This window comes from Kribbella sp. CA-253562, assembly GCF_050942265.1.
In the GTDB taxonomy this organism is placed as follows: domain Bacteria; phylum Actinomycetota; class Actinomycetes; order Propionibacteriales; family Kribbellaceae; genus Kribbella.
This window is the reverse complement of sequence record NZ_CP192049.1, coordinates 6,197,769-6,214,164: the sequence shown is the minus strand read 5'-3', so window position 1 is coordinate 6,214,164 and position 16,396 is coordinate 6,197,769. Positions and strand designations below refer to the sequence as shown.

At 70.2% G+C, this 16,396-nt stretch carries 17 protein-coding genes; 6 read left to right on the top strand and 11 right to left on the bottom strand.

Annotation, left to right across the window (positions count from 1 at the left end):
• Positions 1-165: 165 nt before the first annotated feature.
• Positions 166-546, bottom strand: coding sequence for a winged helix-turn-helix transcriptional regulator (locus tag ACQPXM_RS29210; protein ID WP_432939334.1), 381 nt, complete (start codon positions 544-546; stop codon positions 166-168).
• A 115-nt stretch (positions 547-661) separates the two neighbouring features.
• Between ACQPXM_RS29210 and ACQPXM_RS29205 the strand changes: the two genes are divergently transcribed.
• Entirely contained in the window at positions 662-1,552 is an 891-nt protein-coding gene (locus tag ACQPXM_RS29205) for an NAD(P)-dependent oxidoreductase (protein ID WP_432939332.1), read from the top strand.
• A gap of 9 nt (positions 1,553-1,561) precedes the next feature.
• On the opposite strand, the gene ACQPXM_RS29200 is transcribed toward ACQPXM_RS29205, so the two are convergent.
• From ACQPXM_RS29200 to ACQPXM_RS29180, 5 genes are all read right to left on the bottom strand, one after another.
• The gene (locus tag ACQPXM_RS29200; RefSeq protein ID WP_432939329.1) at positions 1,562-2,086 is read right to left on the bottom strand and encodes a histidine phosphatase family protein; all 525 of its coding nucleotides are present in this window, start codon (positions 2,084-2,086) and stop codon (positions 1,562-1,564) included.
• Positions 2,087-2,105: 19 nt separating this feature from the next.
• On the bottom strand, positions 2,106-2,591 hold the full coding sequence (locus ACQPXM_RS29195; RefSeq protein WP_432939326.1) for a VOC family protein: 486 nt from the start codon (positions 2,589-2,591) through the stop codon (positions 2,106-2,108).
• Positions 2,592-2,652: 61 nt separating this feature from the next.
• Positions 2,653-3,069 carry a YciI family protein gene (locus tag ACQPXM_RS29190; protein ID WP_432939325.1) on the bottom strand — a complete coding sequence of 139 codons (417 nt, stop codon included), beginning with the start codon at positions 3,067-3,069 and terminating at the stop codon, positions 2,653-2,655.
• 92 nt (positions 3,070-3,161) lie between these two features.
• Positions 3,162-3,806 carry a response regulator gene (locus ACQPXM_RS29185; protein ID WP_432939322.1) on the bottom strand — a complete coding sequence of 215 codons (645 nt, stop codon included), beginning with the start codon at positions 3,804-3,806 and terminating at the stop codon, positions 3,162-3,164.
• A complete protein-coding gene (locus ACQPXM_RS29180; protein WP_432939320.1) occupies positions 3,758-5,059 on the bottom strand; it encodes a sensor histidine kinase in 1,302 nt (433 codons plus the stop codon). Before ACQPXM_RS29180 ends, ACQPXM_RS29185 begins: the two co-directional genes overlap by 49 nt.
• Before the next feature lie 270 nt (positions 5,060-5,329).
• On the opposite strand from ACQPXM_RS29180, the gene ACQPXM_RS29175 reads away from it, so the two are divergent.
• The 5 genes from ACQPXM_RS29175 (at position 5,330) to ACQPXM_RS29155 (ending at position 9,737) form a co-directional block, all read left to right on the top strand.
• The gene (locus ACQPXM_RS29175; protein WP_432939317.1) at positions 5,330-6,364 is read left to right on the top strand and encodes a fatty acid desaturase family protein; all 1,035 of its coding nucleotides are present in this window, start codon (positions 5,330-5,332) and stop codon (positions 6,362-6,364) included.
• A gap of 83 nt (positions 6,365-6,447) precedes the next feature.
• Positions 6,448-7,842 (top strand): M28 family peptidase, encoded by a 1,395-nt coding sequence (locus tag ACQPXM_RS29170; protein ID WP_432939314.1) that lies wholly within the window; start codon positions 6,448-6,450, stop codon positions 7,840-7,842.
• A gap of 50 nt (positions 7,843-7,892) precedes the next feature.
• Positions 7,893-8,192, top strand: a complete 300-nt coding sequence (locus ACQPXM_RS29165) for a hypothetical protein (protein ID WP_432939311.1) — start codon at positions 7,893-7,895, stop codon at positions 8,190-8,192.
• Positions 8,193-8,210: 18 nt separating this feature from the next.
• Positions 8,211-8,975 carry an alpha/beta fold hydrolase gene (locus ACQPXM_RS29160; RefSeq protein WP_432939309.1) on the top strand — a complete coding sequence of 255 codons (765 nt, stop codon included), beginning with the start codon at positions 8,211-8,213 and terminating at the stop codon, positions 8,973-8,975.
• A 69-nt stretch (positions 8,976-9,044) separates the two neighbouring features.
• The gene (locus ACQPXM_RS29155) at positions 9,045-9,737 is read left to right on the top strand and encodes a PIG-L deacetylase family protein (RefSeq protein ID WP_432939306.1); all 693 of its coding nucleotides are present in this window, start codon (positions 9,045-9,047) and stop codon (positions 9,735-9,737) included.
• Here ACQPXM_RS29155 and ACQPXM_RS29150 read toward each other — a convergent pair.
• The 5 genes from ACQPXM_RS29150 to ACQPXM_RS29130 form a co-directional block, all read right to left on the bottom strand.
• On the bottom strand, positions 9,734-10,654 hold the full coding sequence (locus ACQPXM_RS29150; RefSeq protein ID WP_432939304.1) for a GNAT family N-acetyltransferase: 921 nt from the start codon (positions 10,652-10,654) through the stop codon (positions 9,734-9,736). The genes ACQPXM_RS29155 and ACQPXM_RS29150 overlap by 4 nt on opposite strands.
• Positions 10,655-10,662: 8 nt before the next feature.
• Positions 10,663-12,027 carry an AI-2E family transporter gene (locus ACQPXM_RS29145; RefSeq protein WP_432939302.1) on the bottom strand — a complete coding sequence of 455 codons (1,365 nt, stop codon included), beginning with the start codon at positions 12,025-12,027 and terminating at the stop codon, positions 10,663-10,665.
• Positions 12,024-13,763, bottom strand: coding sequence for a transposase (locus ACQPXM_RS29140; RefSeq protein ID WP_432939300.1), 1,740 nt, complete (start codon positions 13,761-13,763; stop codon positions 12,024-12,026). Before ACQPXM_RS29140 ends, ACQPXM_RS29145 begins: the two co-directional genes overlap by 4 nt.
• A gap of 193 nt (positions 13,764-13,956) precedes the next feature.
• Positions 13,957-15,288 carry a crotonyl-CoA carboxylase/reductase gene (ccrA, locus tag ACQPXM_RS29135; protein ID WP_432939297.1) on the bottom strand — a complete coding sequence of 444 codons (1,332 nt, stop codon included), beginning with the start codon at positions 15,286-15,288 and terminating at the stop codon, positions 13,957-13,959.
• Positions 15,289-15,443: 155 nt separating this feature from the next.
• A complete protein-coding gene (locus ACQPXM_RS29130) occupies positions 15,444-16,361 on the bottom strand; it encodes an anti-sigma factor RsbA family regulatory protein (protein ID WP_432939295.1) in 918 nt (305 codons plus the stop codon).
• Positions 16,362-16,396: the final 35 nt, after the last annotated feature.

The following is a 16,396-nucleotide window of genomic DNA, read 5'->3' as shown; positions in this document are numbered from 1 at the left end:
CACCGGGGTCCGAGGCGCGACGGGGTCGGGGCCGCACCGAGTGTCCGAGGCGCGACGGGGTCGGGGCCGCACCGGGGTCCGAGGCGCCACCGGGTCCGAGGCGCACCCGGGGTCCGAGGCCAGCGGGCCTGCGACGCTGGCGAGGTCCGCGCGCCTACCGACCCGTCACGGGCGCGGCATCGCTGCGGCGTCCTGGTGGTCTACCAGTTGGATCTGCTGGCGGCGGATCCTGGTTGAACCCCATTGGCCGAGCGGCGCTAGGGCTGCGTTCAGCGCGCGGCCGTCGTCGGTGAGGGAGTACTCGACTCGCGGTGGTACCTCGGCGTACACGGTGCGGATGACCAGGCCGTCCTCTTCCATTTCGCGCAGGTGCTGGGTCAGCATCTTCTCGCTCACGCCGGGGAGGCCGCGGCGCAGTTCGGCGAAGCGGCGGATGCCGTGTTCGTCGAGTTCCCAGAGGATGAGGCCCTTCCACTTGCCGCTCACGACGTCGAGTGCGGCGTCGATGCCGCAGATGTACGGGCCCTGCCGAGCTGACTTCGTCATGGTCGTCCCTTACTAACCAAAAGGTAAGTATCGCAGTAAATAGTGGGTACTTCCCGAAGTCTAGGCTGCGGCTCAGCATGGAGGTGACCGATCGAACCATCGAACGAGGAGCCATATGCCCCACGCCGACCGCACCCCCGTCACGCTCATCGGCCTCGGCCCGATGGGTCAGGCGATGACCCGCACGCTGCTTGCGGCCGGACACCCGGTGACCGTCTGGAACCGGACTCCCGCCCGCGCCTCCGGCGTCGTGGCCGACGGCGCCGTACTGGCCGAGACCCCGGCCCAGGCCGTCGAAGCGAGCGAGCTTGTCATCCTGAGCCTCACCGACTACCAGGCGATGTACGACGTACTCGGTGACGCGACCAGCGAGCTGAAAGGGCGGACCGTCGTCAACCTCAGTTCCGACACCCCGGACCGGACCCGCGAGGCCGCGGACTGGGCCGCCGAGCACGGCGCGACCTTGCTGACCGGCGGGGTGATGATCCCCGCGCCGATGGTCGGCACCGAGGAGGCGTTCGTCTACTACAGCGGTCCCGCCGAGACCCTCGAGCAGCATCGCGCGACGTTGTCCTTGATCGGTACGCCGCGGTTCCTGGGCGAGGACCCCGGGCTGGCGCAGTTGATGTACCAGGCGCAGCTCGACGTGTTCCTGACCACGCTGTCGTCACTGATGCATGCGACCGCCCTGCTCGGTACGGCGGGGATGACCGCGTCCGAGGCGCTGCCCGAGCTGATCGGCATGGTTCGCGGCATCCCGTCGATCATGGATGCCGGCGCCGAGAACCCCGGCGCGGACATCGACGCCGGCAAGCACCCCGGTGATCTGAGCACGATCACGATGATGGGCGCCACGGCCGATCACATCGTCGGCGCGAGCGAGGCCGCCGGCGTCGACCTCGGGCTGCCGCGCGCGGTGCAGGCGCACTACCGCCGGGCGATCGAGGACGGCTTCGGCGGGGACAACTGGACACGCATCATCGACGGCATCCGCAACCCGCGCTGATCTGGGCGACTAGGCCGAACTCCCGAGCCGCGCCACCGTCCCCGCCGCCAGGTCGACCACCTGCGCGTCAGGAAACCGCAGATCCGCCCAGAACGCGCCGGGGTCGCCCAAGCCGATAGTTGCCGTCAGCCACAAGGTCATCGCCATGCCGTGCGTGGCGATGACCAAGGGCTGACCATCGGCCGCCGCGAGGTGATCCGCGACCCCGGCCCCGAAGCGTCGAACGACCTCACCTCTGGCCTCCCACTCCGCATGGTCCGAGCCTTCGACGTACGCCAACCGCTGCGTCCGGAAGTCGTCGCTGTAAGCCTCCACCCGCACAACCTCGTCGAAGCGTGGATCCTCGAGCGCGCGGCCGGCCGCCTCCAGCGTCCCGACCGCCTTCGGCTCCGAACTCGCGACAAGGCGCGCCCCGGCCGGAAGCCGCGAGCACAACGACCGCGTCGCCTCCCGCCCCTCCGGAGCCAGCCCCCAATCCCTGGCAGGCACATCGGGACCATGAGCCGGCATCGCATGACGCACGAGAATCAGCACCAGCCCAGCCAACCATCGACTACGGGTTGGGCTGCAACGACCCCAGATAAGCCATCACGCGAGCCTGGATCTCCTCCTGCGAAAGCTCGTTCTCCCGCAGTTCCTCCAGCCACCCCGTCAGTACGGCGTTCGACGCGCTGAACTCCAGCGCGATCCCGTCCGGATCCCGGAAGTTCAGGTGGTAACCGAACTCCATGTCGCGGATCGGCGTGTACACCACCCCGTGCTCGTCGAAGCGGCGCTCCCACTCCTCCAGCTCCTCCCGGCTCTCCGCGGCGAAGCCGACGTGGTCCAGGCCGGTGGTGAGCTCAGTGAACGGCCCACCGGCGCCGGCTTCGTGCCGGACCACCGAGAGCATGAAACCGCTCGGCCGGTCCAGGAACAGCCGGGCGTACCCGAAGTCCATCAGCGGCATCAGACCCAGGACGTCGACGTAGAACCGCTCGCTGCGGTCCAGATCGGTGACCGAGAAGCTGACATGGTCGACACCCTTGAAGGCAGGCATCGCGACCCCCTTCCCCCGAGGGCAATGTAACCCCGGGGGAGTGGGCGCGGACAGGGCGAACTCAGCCGAGCGGGTTGAGTTCCTGGTAATCGGCCTCGTCCATCACCCGGCGTACGCCGATCGGCTGCTGCAGCGGTACGCCGCCCGGGCCCGGCACCTGCGATACGAGCGCCGCGATCTCGATCGCGCGTTGCTCCGACTCGACGTCGATCACCTGGAAGCCGGCCAGCAGCTCCTTCGACTCCAGGAACGGCCCGTCGGTCACCACCGGCGCCGCGACCCCGTCGGACGTCACCGACTTGGCCAGCTCCGGCCCGGTCAGCGCCTCACCGCCGATCAGCTCACCGGACTCCCGCAGTTCGGCGTTCAGCTTCTCGTAGTAGTCCATGTGCGCCTTCACGTCCTCCGGCGACCACTCGGTCATCGGGGTGTCGATCGCACCGCCGTTGTAGTCCACGATCAGCAGGAACTTGGTCATCGTTGTCTCCATCTGTTCAGCACCCGTCCGGTGCTCTCACCCGGGGGACGAACCCGACGCTACGTCCTCGACATCGCGCGCAGAAGAATTTCTCAGCGCGACGACAAGTACGTGAGCACCGCCATCACGCGGCGGTTGTCGTCCTCGGACGGCGGGAGGTCGAGCTTGGCGAAGATGTTGTTGGTGTGTTTGCTGACGGCCTTCTCGGTGACGAACAGGGCGGCGGCGATGGCGGCGTTCGAGCGGCCTTCGGCCATCAGGCCGAGGACTTCGGACTCGCGCGGGGTGAGGCGGCTGACGGGGGAGTCGCGGGTGCTGCGGGCCAGGAGTTGGCCGATCACGTCGGGGTCCATCGCGGTGCCGCCGGCGGCGACGCGGCGGACGGAGTCGAGGAAGTCGGCGACGTTGGAGACGCGGTCCTTGAGCAGGTAGCCGACCGCGCCGCCGCCGGTGAGCAGTTCGCGGGCGTAGAGCTGTTCGACGTACTGCGACAGCACCAGGATCGGCAGGCCCGGGACCTGGCGGCGGGCTTCGATCGCGGCCTTCAGGCCCTCGTCGGTGAAGGTGGGCGGCAGCCGGACGTCGACGACGGCCACGTCCGGGCGGTGCTCGACGAGCGCTGGGACCAGCCGGGGGCCGTTGTCGACGGCTTCGACGACGGTGAAGTCGTGGGCTTCCAGCAGCCGGATCAGGCCGTCCCGGAGGAGGGCGTGATCTTCAGCGATGAGGACTCGCAAGGCAACTCCATGATCACGGTGGTCGGCCCGCCGGTCGGGCTGACCACGGTCAACGTACCGTCGAAGGCGGCCAGCCGGCGCTGGATTCCGTGCAGCCCGCCGCCCGGCGTCACCGTCGCGCCGCCGACCCCGTCGTCGCCGACCAGGATGTGCAGCCGCTCCTCCTCGTGGGTGATCTGGATCCAGGCGTTCGTCGCGGCCGAGTACTTGACCGCGTTGGCCAGGGCCTCGGCGACCGCGAAGTACGCGGCGGACTCGACCGGCGCCGGCGGCCGCCCCGGTACGTCGTACATCACGTCGACCTTGAACGGGCAGGTCAGCGCGAGCGCCCTGACCGCGCCGTCCAGTCCCCGGTCGGCGAGCACCGGCGGGTGGATGCCGCGGACCAGGTCGCGCAGCTCCGACAGCGCCGTACTGGCCGACTCGCGGGCCTCGGTGAGCAGCGCCGCGGCCTGCTTGGGGTCGCGGGCCACCATCTCCTCGGCCATGCCGAGGTTCATGCTCAGCGCGGCCAGCCGGGCCTGGGCGCCGTCGTGCAGGTCCCGCTCGATTCGGCGCAGCTCGGCCGCCTGGGTGTCGACGGTGTCGGCGCGCGACTCGGCCAGTTCGCGGACCCGGATCGCCAGCTGGGCGCTCTCGGTCGGGCCGAGCAGCGACTTGGCCAGGTACGCGTTCGCCCGCAGCAGCCGCTCACCGGACGCCGACCAGATCAGGAACGCGACCAGCCCGAGCGGGATCATCGCGAACGCCGTCAGCGGGTTCAGCCGGAACAGCCCGCCGAACGGCTGGTCGAACACCCCGTCCGGCGTCACCCAGACCAGGAACGGGTAGATCAGGTAGAACACCGACGCCAGGAACAGTACGGCGGACAGCAGGTTCAGTGTGAAGCCGATCACCGCGTTCACCAGCAGCCAGGCGATGTCGCGCCAGGTGGCCGGGTCGGACAGCGTGGTCCGCAGCCACATCAGGACGCCGGGCATCGGCGGCTTGCGGTACGGGCGCTCGATCCGCACGCCCAGGAAGCTGGACAGGATCGTCCGGTGGCAGTTCGCGAACCAGCGCACGCACGGCACGAACACCAGCAGCATCGGGATGCCGACCCAGACCGCGATCAGCGGAACCGAGACCACGTTGAGCACGAAGAAGGCGATCCCGATCTCGGCGAGCACGGCCAGGCCGAGTGCGACGAAGGGCTGTGCCGCTCGCGGGAACCGCACCGGCGGCGCCTTGGCGGCGGTCTGGATGGTCGTCATCGTTTCTCTCCCGTGGTCCGGCGGCCGGCCCTCGAAGGTCCGGCCGAGGCGGGCCGTACAGGCCCGCTCCCACCATGATGACCGAGTGCCGGGTCCGGATCGGTGGTGCTAGGTCCACTCCTTGCCGGGTGGTGGATCCCACCCGATCCGGGGGTTGTCACTCATGTGTTCGGGCACCTGATCGACCAGAGTCAATGGCGTACGCTGGCCGCGGCTAGGACGCCTAGGCCCCCACCCCGCACATCGAGATGAGGTCCTATGGCTCAGCCCATGGTGCTCCCCCCTGCCCGCACCGCAGCGAAGGGCAGCGACTTCGCACCCCTGCTGCGACAGGTCCGCGACGCCGGTCTGCTCGAACGCCGTACGGCGTCGTACGCGATCGCGATCGGGCTGAACGTCGTGCTGATCGCGGCGACCTGGGCCGGCGTGGTCCTGCTGGGCAACTCCTGGCTGCAGCTGCTGCTGACGATCCCGCTCGCGATCCTGACCACCCGGGCCGCGTTCTTCGGTCACGACGCCGGGCACCAGCAGATCGGCAAGTCGCGCAAGGTGCACGACCTGATCGGCCAGTTGCACGGCAACCTCGTCTGCGGGATGAGCTACGGCTGGTGGAACGACAAGCACAACCGCCACCACGCCAACCCGAACCACACCGACAAGGACCCGGACGTCGGTGAAGGCGTGCTGGTCTGGACGCTGGAGCAGGCCGAGGGCCGGACCGGTCTGCACGGCTGGCTGAGCCGCCACCAGGCGAAGATCTTCTTCCCGCTGCTCACGCTCGAGGGCCTCAACCTCAAGGTGTCGAGCGTGCTGTTCCTGGTGGGCCGACGGAACCGGCACGAGGCCCGGGTCGAGCTGATGCTGATGGCCGCGCACCTCGCGATCTACTTCACCGCGCTGTTCCTGATCATGTCGCCGGGCAAGGCGATCGCGTTCGCCGCGCTGCACCACGCGCTGTTCGGGCTGCACCTGGGCAGCGTGTTCGCGCCGAACCACAAGGGCATGGAGATGCCGGACGACGACAACAACTGGGGTCACCTCGAAAAGCAGGTGCTGACCTCGCGCAACGTCAACGGCGGTCTGGTCACCGACTGGATGATGGGCGGCCTGAACTACCAGATCGAGCACCACCTGTTCCCGAGCATGCCGCGGGCCAACCTGCGGTTCGCCCAGCCGATGGTCCGCGCGTACTGCGAGAAGATCGGGATGCCGTACCTGAGTACCGGTCTGGTCGAGTCGTACCGGATGGGCCTGGGGCACATGCACGAGGTCGGCAGCGAACTCCGCGCCGCACGGGCGACATGAGCAACTCTCCGCGACGCAGGGCGGCCGAGGCCGGGATCGGTTAGGTTCCAGGTCTCGGGGCCGACCTTGTGAGGGAGACCTGCATGACCGAACCGTCTGGTCTGAGTCGTCGCGGCCTGCTCGGAGCCGTCGCCGGAGCGACCGCCGCCACCGCCCTGTCCGCCGCCACTCCGGCCTGGGCCGCGGACGATCCGCGGCCGGGGGCGGTCCGCCCGCCGACGCTCGACACCTACGACCGGCAGCTCGTCAACGGCCTGTCCTCGGCCCGCGCGCTGGAACACCTGGAGGTGCTGTCCGAGCAGATCGGGCCGCGGATCGGCGGCACGGTCAGCGAGAAGCGGGCGGCGGACTACCTCGCCGGCCAGCTCGACAAGTTCGGCTACCGGACCCGGCTCGAACCGTTCCCGGTCGCGGACAAGTTCACCGCCGAGATCGGCGACCTGCGCAACGTCCTGCCGAACGACATCTGCTGGCAGGCGGGTGCCGCGCCCGGTGGCAAGCTCAACGTGACGGTTGAGGGACCGGCGCGCGACGTCGGGCCCGCGACCGCTCCGGTGTGGCCCGCCGACCTCGCCGGTGCGGTCGTGCTCGCCGACGACACCTCCGCGGTCCGGGCCGCCTTCGTCGCCGAGGCAGCCTCCCGCGGTGCGGTGGCGGTGATCCTGCTGCCGGCTGATCAGGTGTTCCCGCGGCGGGCCTCGGCGTTCGCGCCGAGCGGTCTCACCGATGCGCCGATCCCGGTGATCGGGGTCGCCCAGGTCCAGAAGCGCTTGCTGCGCGAGGCGCTTGCCACGGTCACCTCGTTGCCGCTGTCCATCAGTACGACGGCCCACCGCAGCCTGACCTCGAACAACGTGATCGGCGAGCGGCGCGGCAAGGGCAGCAACCCGCCGATCGTGATGGTGAGCGGTCACTACGACACGGTGATCGGGGCGCCGGGCGCGAACGACGACGGCTCCGGCACAGTCCTCACGCTCGAAGTGGCGCGGGTCCTGGCGAAGCTGCCGACCGAGGCGACGCTGCGGTTCGCGCTGTGGGGCTCGGAGGAGCAAGGGCTGATCGGCTCGCGGTACCACGTCGCGCAGTTGGCCCAGGACCAGCGCGACCGGTACCGGGCGGTCTTCCAGAACGACATGGTCGCGACCAGCTGGGACCCCGCGATCGTGTACTGGCTGCTGTCGTTCACCGGCCTCGCGAACACCGCGACCGACGCCGTCCTGGCAGCCGGGCAGCGACTCGGGTACGACGCGCAGATGGTCGGCCCGGTGACCCGCGGAGCCAGCGACCACCAGTCCTTCCAGGAGGTCGGCATCGCGGCCGCGAACTTCTCCTGGCGGGGTGAGGCGTCGCCGGCGCTACTCGAACCGCCGTACCACTCGCCGGAGGACACGATCGCCAAGAACATCAGCCTGGACCGCCTGCAGGTCTCGATGGAACTGATCGGCACCGCCGCGTACGCCGTCGCCCGGCGCCGCTGAGTCATCCCGTGCGTCTGGCCCTCGGCGCCGAGGGCTAGGCTCAGGGGGACATGTCACCTCGTCGACGCAAGCCCTCCAAGCACACGCGGCCGGTCAGCGACCGGCCGCTGCTCGGTGGTACCCAGGAACGCCAGAGCCGTTTGGACGGCGACTGGATCGTCCGCCGGGTCAGCGGTACGGCGTCCACGAAGGCGTACCGCTGCCCGGGCTGCGACCAGCAGATCCTGCCGCACACCCCGCACGTGGTGGTCTGGCCGGAGAACCCGAGCCTGCTCTCGGCGATCGGTGGCGCCCAGTCGCTGGACGAGCGCCGGCACTGGCACACCGCCTGCTGGCAACGCCGGCGCTGAACCCCAGGAAAGGTCGCGATGTTGCTACCCGTCACGTCGTACGGCGAGAGCGGTCCCCCGGTCGTGGTGATGCACGGCCTGTTCGGCTCCGGCCGGAACTGGATGACCGCCGCCCGCCGGCTCGCCTCGTCGCGGCGGGTCTACGCGTTCGACCTGCGCAACCACGGCAACTCCGCGCACGTGCCGACGATGAGCTACCCGGAGATGGCCGAGGACGTTCGCGAGACGATCGAGTCGCTGGGCGTCGGCCCGGTCGCCTTGGTCGGGCACTCGATGGGCGGCAAGACCGCGATGCTCACCGCGCTGCGGCATCCCGAGGTGGTCGAGCGGCTGGTCGTCGTCGACGCGGCGCCGGTGTCGTACCCGCCGCAGTTCGAAAAGTACGCGCAGGCGATGCGCACCGCCGACCTGTCGAACATCCGGCGCCGCGCGGAGGTCGACGCGCAGCTCGCGGACGCCGTACCGACGCCGGGGACGCGGGCGTTCCTGCTGCAGAATCTGATTCTCGACGACCAGGGCGCGCGCTGGCGCCCGAACCTGCCGGTGATCGAGGCGTCGCTGCCGCAAATCTCCGGCTGGCCGGACGACGTCACCGGCACGTACGACGGACCGACGCTGTTCGTCTACGGCGGCAAGTCGGACTACGTGCAACAGGACCACCGGGCCACCATCGAGGCGTTGTTCCCGCAGGTCCGGTACGAGGTGGTCGCGGAGGCCGGGCACTGGGTGCACGCCGAGCGGCTGGACGACTTCCTCGCGGTGCTCACACCGTTCCTGCCCTGAGCTGCTGTGAGTCGTTGACCGCTCGCGTAGGGTCTAGGTAACTTTCTACCCAGACGCGAGGAGGCGCCGGTGAACCGATCAGTGCTGGCCGTCGGTGGTCACATCGGAGACATGGACCTGGCGGCCGGGCCGACCCTGGCCAAACTCGCGCTGGAAGGCGCGAACGCGACGATCGTGGCGCTGACGCCGGGGGAGCGCGGGCATCCCCGGCTGTCGCCCGCGGAGTACCGGCAGCAGAAGGTCGCCGAGGGCGAGGCGTTCGCGACCGCGATCGGCGCCGACTTCATGGTGCTCGGGCACAGCGAGGGCTTCCTGCCCGACAGCGACGAGGTCGCGCTGGAGCTGGCCACGATCATCCGCGAGAAGCAGCCCGACACCGTGATCACGCATTGGCGGCACAGCAGTCAGCGCGACCACGAACACGCCGCGCGGGTGACCGAGCGGGCGGTCTATCTGGCCGATCTGCCGATGGACCACGAGTTGCCGCGGCACGCCGTACGGACGCTGTTGCACACCGAGCACGCCGAGGACCTGCGCGACTTCGCGCCGTCGGCGTACGTGCCGATCCCGGACGACGCGTTCTACCGGTGGGTTGGGGCCATCCGGTATCAGGCGTTCGCGCGCGGTGAGACCGACGGCTTCCGGCACATCGACTACTACACCGCGCTGATGACGATGCGCGGCTGCCAGGCGGGTTATCCGCGAGCGTGCGCGTTCTTCGACCCGAGCGGGCCGGAGGTCACCAAGCTCGCGGCGTCCTAGAGCGGGACCTGGAACCAGCCGCCGACGTCGATCCGGCCCGACGCGAGCGCGGCGTCGAGGGCGGCGCGGTTGGCGGCGTGGATGACCCCGAGCAGGATCGGCTTGTCGTCGGGCAGCGCCTTGGCGAGCAACGCGGGGAGATGCCGTCCGTAGCCGCGGCCGCGGTACGCCGGGTCGAGGACGAACTCCTGTACGACGTACGCGGGCATCCCGAGCGTCTCGTCGTTGACGTGCGCCCCGACGTAACCGGCCCACGCACCGTCGACCAGTACGTCGAACAAAAGCCCGGCGGCGATCGACTCGGCGAGATCCTCGGCCGTCTCGATCCGTGCCTGGTCGGGGTGATCGGGATGCGCGCGGTCGATCGCTGCGTACGCCGCGGCGGCGCGCGGGTAGTTGTCGAGGTGGGTCGCCGGCGCGAAGCTCAGCTCGGCCGGGACAGCCGATCGGCGCCGGAGCGTTTCGATCGGGGCCGCGAGGAACCGCCGGTCCGGTGACGTCCCGGCGAAGAAGCCGATCGCCTCGGCACTCCACAACCTCAAGTACCGCGGCCCGAGAACGCCGTACGCGTCCCGCGCAGCGGATGCCAACGCCTCCAGGTCTTCGACGCGGACCGCCCGCGACAGGGGAGTGGCGTCGACGAACGGCTTGGCCGGATCGCCGCCCTCGTATCGCATGCTCAGCATCGCGTGCAGGTCGCCGACCGGAGTCCAGCGGCTGAGCAGCAGCTCCGGCGGATGCCCGGGCGCGAACCGCTCGGCGCGCTGCGCCGCGATCCCGAGATCGGTCGCCAGCGCGACGTCCAGCTCGTGCTGCTGAGCGAGCAGTTCGAGCCGGACGTCGTCGGGGATCCAGGAGCGGGTGACCGGGTGCTGGGCCGGCAGGCTGTACGCCGCCAGCTCAGTTGCCGTGGGCACCTTTGCGCTCAGGACGCGTCGGCCTTCCGGACCCAGACCTCGCGGATGATCAGCAGGACGGCGGCCGCGGTCGGGATCGCGAGCAGCGCGCCGACGACACCGAGCAGCGCACCGCCGAGCAGCGCGGCGATCACGGTGACGGCGCCGGGGATGTCGACCGCGCGGCGCATGATCCGCGGCGCGACGACGTAGTTCTCGACCTGCTGGTAGACGATGCCGTAGATCAGGCAGGCGACGCCGATCCACAGCCCCTCGGTGAAGCCGATCGCGGCGACCAGCACGACGCCGATCAGCCCACCGACCATCGGGATGAACGCGGTGAACATCACCACGATCGCCAGCGCCACGGCGTACTGGTTGAGGCCGACGATCTGCAGGAACACGAACATGAAGAACCCGGCGCACAGCGCGACCAGGAACTGACCGCTGACGTAGCCGCCGACCCGGCCGAGCACCTCGTCGCCGAGGATCGAGACCCGGTTGCGCCGGCTGGCCGGGACCAGGCTGTACGCCGCGCGCTTGACCGACGGCAGCGACGCCAGGAAGTACAGCGTCAGGATGAGGATCGTGAAGGCGGAGAACAGTGCGTTCGCGACCACCTTGCCGACGCCCAGAATGCCGCCGAACGCGCGCTGCGCCAGCGCCGGGTCCTGGACGTAGTCCTGCGCCTTCTGGATGAACTGGTAGCGCTCGTTCAGTTCGTTCAGAGTCCTGGACTTGGTCAGCAGGTCGAGCCATTCCGGCGCGTTCTTGATCAGGCCGTTGATCTGCTCGGAGACCACCGGCACGATCGCGAACCCGACGCCGGCGACCGCCAGGATCATCAGCAGGAAGACGACGCCCACCGCGAGTCCGCGCTTCAGCCCGCGCCGCATGAACCACTCGACCAGTGGGTTCAGCCCGACGGCGATGAACATCGACACGACCAGCAGGATCAGCACCGACCGGGCCTGGCCGAGCGCGTTCCACAGTCCCCAGGCGACCAGTACGCCGAGCGCCGCGAAGAACCCGAAGACGAACGGGTTCGACCGGTGGATCGGGGGACCGGGCCGGCCCATGCCTTCGTCCGGGTGGCGCTCGTCCATCAGCAGCTGGCCGGCGAAGTTCTGGTCCGTCTCGCTCTGCGCGACCGTCTGAACCGCCGACCGAGCCTGCCCGGCCGAGAGCTGCGCCTCATCGGCGGACTCGTCAGCCTCGTCCGCCGACTCGTCGGCCCGCTCCGCTGCCCGCTCGGCTTCCGTCGCGGCTGCCCTGGCTTCGCGAGCAGCAGCCATCACCTCGGCGTCGCTCACCGACTCGGCAGAGTCCTGCTCCGGCGAGTCGGGCCTCTTCTCGCTGTCGTCTGTGGAGTTGTCGTCGCCGGCTGGCGTCACTTCTGGTCCTTCGGCCTGCGCTTGGTCTCAACCGCGGACTCGTCCTGGTCGCCCTTCGGCGCGAACGGGCTCTCCCCGGTGATCCGGGTCTGCTCGTTGGCCAGGTCTTCGAGCCGGAACTCGTCGATCTTGGTCGAGTCCTTCGGCTCGTCGGCCGCTGCGGGCTTCGGGTCCTTGTCGAGCAGGTCCGGCTCGACCTTCAGGGCGGTGTCGATCCGCGTCTCGTCGACCCGGGCCGCACCGGCGTCCGGCCCCGCGAACGGGCTCCGTCCGGTGAACACCGTCTTCTCCTCCGGAGCCTCCGCCTTCGCCTCGACCGGGTAGGAGTTGTCGCCCGGCGTCTTGTACGACGAGTCCACCGGGTACGCCGTGGCACCGGCCGGCGCCGCGAACGGGTTGGCCTTCGGGTCGTCGGCGAACGGGTTCGCGGACGCGTTTCCCGCGGTGGAGTACTCCGGGGCGAACGGGCTGGCCGACGCGCCGTTGCCCGCGGTGAACGGGCTCGCCGAGGTGTTCGAGGCCGAGTCGCCGGCCGTTGACGAGCCGGCCGTTGACGAGCCGGCCGTTGACGAGCCGGTCGCTGCGTCCGCGTCGTTGGCCGGCGCGTCGTTGCTCGGGGCGGCGTACGCATTCGACGGGTACGACTTCGGCGCCGCGAACGGGTTCTCGTACGCCGGCGCGGCCGTCTCCGAGTCGAGCTCAGCGGCCTGGCGGGCGATGTTGCTCGCGATGTCGTTCAGCCCGGCGATCTGCGCCAGGATCCCGTCGCGCCGCTTGGCCAGCCGCTCGGTCTCCCGGGCGACGATGGTCCGCGACCGCTCGGCCTCGTCAGCCGCGCTGGCCAGCTCCGCCTCGGCCCGCGTGCGCGCCGCCGTCAGCACCTGCTCGGCCTCCCGCCGGGCGCGGGTCAGCGTGCGCTCGGCCGACTCCTCGGCCTCGGCCCGGATCTTGCGCGCCTGCTCGGTCGCCTCCGCGACCCGCCGCTCGGAAGCCTCGGCGGCTTCCTTCATCTGGGTCGTCAGGTTCTCGGTGTCGGCGGCGATCTGCGCGTGCTTGTCGGCCAGTTCCTTGGCCTGCTGCTCGCGCTCGTCGGCCAGCCGTGCCCGCAGCGCCGCGGACTCGCGCTGGATCGCGGTCCGGATCTTCTCGGCCTCGTGCAGCGCGCCGTTCTTCAGCGTGCTCGACTGCGACTCCGCGGTCAGCTGCAGCTGCTCGGCCTTGCGCCGCGCGGCCTGCAGCACCTCCTGCGCCTCGGTCTCCGCGGTCCGGCGGATCTCGGCCGCGTCACCCTCGGCGGTCCGGCGCATGCTGTCGGCCTCGTTCAGCGCGACGGTCCGGATGTCCTGGGCCTCACGCTCACCGGTCGCCCGGGCCGCGGCCGCCTCCTTGGCCGCGGTCGACCGCAGCTCCTGGGCCTCGCGGCGGGCCTCCTCCAGCGCCTCCTGCGCCTGGTCCTGGGCGAGCCGCAGGATCTGCGCGGCCCGGTCACCGAGTCCGGCGTACGAGGGGTTGGCGCTGGCCTCGAGCTGCCGCTTGGCCTCCTCGAGCTGGCGCTGCAACGGCGCGGCGTTGGTCTGCAGTTCCTCGGCCTTGCTCCGTGCCTCGGCCAGCTGCGCCTCGAGCGCACGGACGTAGTCGTCCACCGCGTGTTTGTCGTACCCACGGCGCGCGACGGGGAATCCCCCGGCCGCGGTCGCCGTACGGTCGAAGAACGGCAGGCTCGACTCGTCGCCCATCCCTGAGTGTCCCTTCTGGCGGAGCGGATGAATCCCCCAGCGTAAGCCTGTCAGAGACCGGGCCCACAAACCTAACCGGCGGACGCCCACCACTGACCAACCCACCCACGAGCGCCCCGCGGGACCCGGATCGAGCGTGGCCCGGCCAAGGAGCGGGAGGTTGGTCAGTGCTGCACGTCCGCCGGAACGCCCGCTACTTGTCCCGGAAGCGGTTGATCTCGTCCAGGTGCCGCGCCCGCAGCTCCTCGTCCCGCACCCCGAGCCCCTCGGTCGGCGCGAGCGTGAGCACGCCGACCTTGCCCTGGTGCAGATTCCGGTGCACGTCGTACGCCGCCTGGCCGGTGTCCTCCAGCGAGTAGACCCGGCTCAGCGTCGGGTGCACCATGCCCTTGGCGATCAGCCGGTTCGCCTCCCACGCCTCGCGGTAGTTGGCGAAGTGCGAGCCGATGATGCGCTTCAGGTTCATCCACAGGTACCGGTTGTCGTACTCGTGCATGTAGCCCGACGTCGACGCGCAGGTGACGATCGTGCCGCCGCGCCGGGCGACGTAGGTCGACGCGCCGAAGGTCTCCCGCCCGGGGTGCTCGAACACGATGTCCGGGTCGTCGCCGCCGGTCAGCTCGCGGATCCGCGCGCCGAACCGCTTCCACTCCTTCGGGTCCTGCGTCGCCGGGTCCGACCAGAACCGGTAACCCTCGGCGTTGCGGTCGATGATCAGCTCGGCGCCCATCGCGCGGCAGATCTCCGCCTTCTCCGGCGACGACACGACGCACACCGGGATCGCGCCGCCGTTCAGCGCGAACTGCGTCGCGTACGACCCGAGCCCACCCGACGCGCCCCAGACCAGTACGACGTCGCCCTGCTTCATGTTCGCGCCGTTGGCAGACACGAGCTGCCGGTACGCCGTGCTGTTGACCAGCCCCGGCGACGCGGCCTCTTCCCACGTGAGGTGCGCGGGCTTCGGCATCAGCTGGTTCGACTTCACCAGCGCCAGCTCGGCCAGTCCGCCGAAGTTGGTCTCGAAGCCCCAGATCCGCTGCTCGGAATCCAGCATGGTGTCGTTGTGGCCGTCGGGGGACTCCAGCTCGACCGACAGGCAGTGCGCGACGACCTCGTCGCCGGGTTTCCACGCGTTGACGCCGGGGCCGGTGCGCAGGACGACGCCGGCCAGGTCGGAGCCGACCACGTGGTACGGCAGGTCGTGCCGGGCGGTCAGCGGCGAGAGCTTGCCGTAGCGCTTGAGGAACGAGAACGTCGAGACCGGCTCGAAGATCGACGTCCAGACGGTGTTGTAGTTGATCGCGCTGGCCATCACCGCGACCAGCGCCTCGCCGGGGCCGAGCTCCGGCGTCGGGACGTCGTCCAGGTGCAGGCTCTTGCGCGGGTCCTTCTCCCGGGTCTCCAGACCCTCGAACAACTCGGTCTCGTCGGCGTGCACGGTGATCCCGCGATAGTGGTCGGGCACGTCGAGAGAACCGACGGCGGCGCTGTCACCGGCGAGGATCGCGTCGAGGATCTGCTTCACGTCATACCTCCTGGAGCGGCGGTCGGGTGAGCGGAACTTACCGCCGAGTATGCCCGGGTCGCTGTGCTGCGTGACACAGTTCCGGCCGGTGAGACGACCGTCACTTTTCCAGTCCACCGATGACAGTGGTCTTATCGCGCGGCTGTCCTTCGATGTCAGCGCGTGCGGGTGTGCAACCGGACCTGAGTCCCGGCGCTGCCGGAGCGGACCTGGACCAGGTCGCAGAGCTGGTTGGCCAGCCAGACCCCCCGGCCGCCGAGCCCCTCGACCGGCGGAAGCACCCGGCCGACCAGCAGGTTGTCGATCCGGCCGCGGTCGGCGACGTCGCAGATCAGCCGGCCGTCGGCCGTCCACCACGACAGCGTCCCGCCGCCACCACCGAACCGGACGGTGTTGGTGCAGATTTCGTGCAGCGCGAGCTCCAGGTCCTCGATCCGTTCCTCGGGCAGGCCGAGCGAACGGGCCGCCGCGTTCACCCGGCGCCGTACGGCGTTGAGATCGCCCCGGCCGAACTCGTGCCGCTCGGCCTCGGCCGGTACGGCGGGAAGCGGGCTGCGGAAGGCGGTCTCGGCGGCGCGCCGGGCATGACCCGTCGCGGCCAGGTGCAGGTGGTCCGGATCCAGCGGGAGCTTGGCCGAGTACGGGCAGCGCAGGTGGAATCGGCCCGGCACCTCGTTGAACGCGACGTCCAGCAGCAACTCGTGCAGCGCCGCCTCCTCCAGCTCGGCGGGGGAGCGACCGACGTACGCCGGCTCGCCGAGGCCGCGCAGCGGGATGTCCGGCGCCTGCTCGAGCATGGTGCGCCACAGCGGGATGATCCGCGCCGGATTGCGGCCGAGCTGGGCCATGTCGAGGAAGATCACCTGGTCGGCGATGCCGTCGAGCGCCTTGCGCAGCAGGCTGTTGCGTTCCTCGGGCAGCACCACGACCACGGTCTCGCCCGCGGCCAGGCCGTCGCGCGCGTAGGCGCCGGCCTGCCGGACGAAGTCCTCCTCATCGGTGTAGACGAAGGCATCGTGCCGGAACCCCGCGGGGGCGGGGTCGTGGTGGCCGAGAGCGCTGTCGATCAGCACCTCAACAGATTAGCCCGGTACTCACCCGTTGTGAC

What these genes read in the sequence shown, in the direction of transcription:
- ACQPXM_RS29170 (WP_432939314.1), top strand. Translation starts at nt 6,448, where the DNA reads ATGACCGAACCGTCTGGTCTGAGTCGTCGCGGCCTGCTCGGAGCCGTC.
- ACQPXM_RS29190 (WP_432939325.1), bottom strand. Translation starts at nt 3,069, where the DNA reads ATGACCAAGTTCCTGCTGATCGTGGACTACAACGGCGGTGCGATCGAC.
- ACQPXM_RS29165 (WP_432939311.1), top strand. Translation starts at nt 7,893, where the DNA reads ATGTCACCTCGTCGACGCAAGCCCTCCAAGCACACGCGGCCGGTCAGC.
- ACQPXM_RS29180 (WP_432939320.1), bottom strand. Translation starts at nt 5,059, where the DNA reads ATGACGACCATCCAGACCGCCGCCAAGGCGCCGCCGGTGCGGTTCCCG.
- ACQPXM_RS29160 (WP_432939309.1), top strand. Translation starts at nt 8,211, where the DNA reads ATGTTGCTACCCGTCACGTCGTACGGCGAGAGCGGTCCCCCGGTCGTG.
- ACQPXM_RS29210 (WP_432939334.1), bottom strand. Translation starts at nt 546, where the DNA reads ATGACGAAGTCAGCTCGGCAGGGCCCGTACATCTGCGGCATCGACGCC.
- ACQPXM_RS29195 (WP_432939326.1), bottom strand. Translation starts at nt 2,591, where the DNA reads ATGCCTGCCTTCAAGGGTGTCGACCATGTCAGCTTCTCGGTCACCGAT.
- ACQPXM_RS29140 (WP_432939300.1), bottom strand. Translation starts at nt 13,763, where the DNA reads ATGGGCGACGAGTCGAGCCTGCCGTTCTTCGACCGTACGGCGACCGCG.
- ACQPXM_RS29175 (WP_432939317.1), top strand. Translation starts at nt 5,330, where the DNA reads ATGGTGCTCCCCCCTGCCCGCACCGCAGCGAAGGGCAGCGACTTCGCA.
- ACQPXM_RS29205 (WP_432939332.1), top strand. Translation starts at nt 662, where the DNA reads ATGCCCCACGCCGACCGCACCCCCGTCACGCTCATCGGCCTCGGCCCG.